The organism is Nostoc favosum CHAB5714, assembly GCF_020829495.1.
Taxonomy (GTDB): Bacteria; Cyanobacteriota; Cyanobacteriia; order Cyanobacteriales; family Nostocaceae; genus Nostoc; species Nostoc favosum.
On sequence record NZ_JAIVFQ010000188.1, the window covers coordinates 2,501 to 5,957 of the forward strand.

1 tRNA gene and 2 rRNA genes are annotated in these 3,457 nt (G+C 55.7%); all 3 read left to right on the top strand.

The annotated features are described in order from the left end of the window. The first annotated feature begins 37 nt into the window (after positions 1-37). The 3 genes from LC586_RS39280 (at position 38) to LC586_RS39290 (ending at position 3,245) form a co-directional block, all read left to right on the top strand. Positions 38-2,832 (top strand): 23S ribosomal RNA (locus tag LC586_RS39280). A 131-nt stretch (positions 2,833-2,963) separates the two neighbouring features. Beyond that, positions 2,964-3,078: ribosomal RNA gene (gene rrf / locus LC586_RS39285) — 5S ribosomal RNA — on the top strand. Between the two features lie 90 nt (positions 3,079-3,168). Continuing rightward, positions 3,169-3,245, top strand: a tRNA-Met gene (locus LC586_RS39290). Positions 3,246-3,457: the final 212 nt, after the last annotated feature.

The window sequence follows — 3,457 nt, forward strand, 5'->3', positions numbered from 1 at the left end:
AACCAACACCAGCGCTGTCGTTGGTGGTGCGGACTCTCAAGCGTGAGGTAAGGGCATTTCGTGGATGCCTTGGCATGCACAGGCGATGAAGGACGTGGCACGCTGCGATAAGCGTCGGTGAGGTGTGAGCAACCTTTGACCCGACGATTTCCGAATGGGGAAACCCACCCTTGCCAATTAATCCTGACTTCGGACGTGTCCGGATGCAGGGTTAATTGGAACGAGGGGATTACCGGGGCGAATACATAGCCTTGGTAAAGCGAACCCGGGGAACTGAAACATCTCAGTACCTGGAGGAAAAGACATCAACCGAGATTCCGTTAGTAGTGGCGAGCGAACGCGGACCAGGCCAGTGCCTGGAGTTCAACAAGCAGAACGGTTTGGAAAGGCCGGCCATAGCGGGTGACAGCCCCGTATGCGAACGTGAGACTTCAGGACTCGAGTAGGGCGGGACACGTGTAATCCTGTCTGAACATGGGGGGACCACCCTCCAAGCCTAAATACTCGTGCATGACCGATAGCGAACTAGTACCGTGAGGGAAAGGTGAAAAGCACCCCGATGAGGGGAGTGAAACAGTACCTGAAACGGAATGCCTACAATCAGTCGGAGCTTCTTTAAGGAGTGACGGCGTACCTCTTGTATAATGGGTCTGTGACTTAATGTATGAAGCAAGCTTAAGCCGTTAGGTGTAGGCGCAGCGAAAGCGAGTCTGAATAGGGCGATTTCAGTTTCATGCATTAGACCCGAACCCCGGCGATCTAGGCATGGCCAGGATGAAGGTGCGGTAACACGCACTGGAGGTCCGAACCGATCAACGTTGAAAAGTTGTCGGATGAGCTGTGTTTAGGGGTGAAAGGCCAATCAAGCCGGGAAATAGCTGGTTCTCCGCGAAAACTATTGAGGTAGTGCCTCGTATGTTTACCGATGGGGGTAGAGCACTGGATGGGCTAGGGCGGCGCGAGCTGTACCAAACCTAACCAAACTCCGAATACCATCGAGTATAGTACGGGAGACAGACGGCGGGTGCTAAGGTCCGTCGTCGAGAGGGAAACAGCCCTGACCAACAGCTAAGGTCCCCAAATCGTATCTAAGTGGGAAAGCATGTGGGATTTCCAAAACAACCAGGAGGTTGGCTTAGAAGCAGCCATCCTTTAAAGAAAGCGTAACAGCTCACTGGTCTAAACAAGAGATCCTGCGGCGAAGATGTAACGGGGCTCAAGATACGTACCGAAGCTTTGGGTTCATCGTAAGATGAGCGGTAGCGGAGCGTTCCGTAAGCCTGTGAAGCGATCTGGTAATGGGTCGTGGAGGTATCGGAAGTGCGAATGCAGACATGAGTAGCGATAAACAGGGTGAGATGCCCTGTCGCCGAAATCCCAAGGGTTCCTGCGCAAGGCTAATCCGCGCAGGGTAAGTCGGCCCCTAAGACGAGCCCGAAGGGGGTAGTCGATGGGAACACGGTTAATATTCCGTGACCTGGTGGTGTGTGACGGATCGCGTAAGTTGTTCGACCTTATCGGATTGGTCGGGCTTCGAAGCGGTTCCAGGAAATAGCCCCACCGTATAGACCGTACCCTAAACCGACACAGGTGGGATGGTAGAGTATACCAAGGCGCTTGAGAGAAGTCTCCTGAAGGAACTCGGCAAATTGCCTCCGTACCTTCGGAAGAAGGAGGCCCCATGTATGCGTAAGCACTCATGGGGGGCACAGGCCAGGGGGTAGCGACTGTTTAGCAAAAACACAGGACTCTGCTAAGTCGGCTTCAAGACGACGTATAGGGTCTGACGCCTGCCCGGTGCCTGAAGGTTAAGTGGAGGGGTGCAAGCTCCGAAATGAAGCCCAGGTAAACGGCGGCCGTAACTATAACGGTCCTAAGGTAGCGAAATTCCTTGTCGGGTAAGTTCCGACCTGCACGAATGGCGTAACGACTTCCCCACTGTCTCCAGGAGATGCTCAGCGAAATTGAATTGCCCGTGAAGATGCGGGCTACCCGCGGTTAGACGGAAAGACCCCGTGCACCTTTACTGCAGCTTCAGAGTGGCATTAGGAAAGAACTGTGTAGCATAGGTGGGAGGCTTTGAAGCGACGGCGCCAGCTGTCGTGGAGCCATAGGTGAAATACCACCCTGTTGTTTTCTGATGTCTAACCTCGCACCGTTATCCGGTGCAGGGACCCTCTGTGGCGGGTAGTTTGACTGGGGCGGTCGCCTCCCAAAGAGTAACGGAGGCGCGCGATGGTGGGCTCAGGACGGTTGGAAACCGTCTGTTAGAGTGCAATGGCATAAGCCCGCCTGACTGCGAGACTGACAAGTCGAGCAGAGACGAAAGTCGGTCATAGTGATCCGGTGGTCCCTCGTGGAAGGGCCATCGCTCAACGGATAAAAGGTACGCCGGGGATAACAGGCTGATAACCCCCAAGAGCTCATATCGACGGGGTTGTTTGGCACCTCGATGTCGGCTCATCACATCCTGGGGCTGGAGCAGGTCCCAAGGGTTTGGCTGTTCGCCAATTAAAGTGGTACGTGAGCTGGGTTCAGAACGTCGCGAGACAGTTTGGTCCCTATCTGCCGTGGGCGTCGAAATTTGAGAGGAGTTGACCCTAGTACGAGAGGACCGGGTTGAACGTACCTCTGGTGGACCTGTCATCATGCCAATGGTGCAGCAGGGTAGCTATGTACGGACGGGATAACCGCTGAAAGCATCTAAGCGGGAAGCCTCCCTCGAGATAAGATTTCATCGAGCCGTGGAAGACCACCACGTTGATAGGCCGGGTGTGGAAGCGCAGTAATGCGTGGAGCTAACCGGTCCTAATTGCTCTGTTCATGCTTGAGAGTCCCGCCATCAACGACAGCGCTGATCGCTATCGTGGCGGATAATCGAAAGCGACGCCTTTGAATTGGTCATCATTACAATGTGCACGGCATCGATTTAGAACACACCCGCATATGCGCCTGCTTCATAGCTTGGTGGCCATAGCGTCCGTGACCCACCCGATCCCATCTCGAACTCGGCCGTGAAACCGGACAGCGCCGATGGTACTGCCGCTCAAGCGTCGGAAGAGTAGGACGTCGCCAGGCTTTGCAGCAGGCGCATGCGCGCGGTGTCGAACAGAACCCATTCATAATGTCTTTCTTTGGGCTTGAGGCCACAAGCGATCACCTCGGTGACGCGGGATGGAGCAGCCCGGTAGCTCGTCAGGCTCATAACCTGAAGGTCGCAGGTTCAAATCCTGCTCCCGCAACCAGGCCTCATCCGCGCCGCGCCGCAGCCCGCCCGTGCAAAGGGCCGGTGCCATGGCGATCCGCCCAGCGCCGACCCGCGTCCAACGTGCGCTTTCTTCCCCTGCACGGCGGTGCTAGCGACTTCCGTCTGTTCGCCGTTGGGGGAGAGCCGTTCGATGAAGACCCGCGCCGCCGTCGCGTTCGAAGCAAAACGTCCGCTCGAAATAGATCGGAA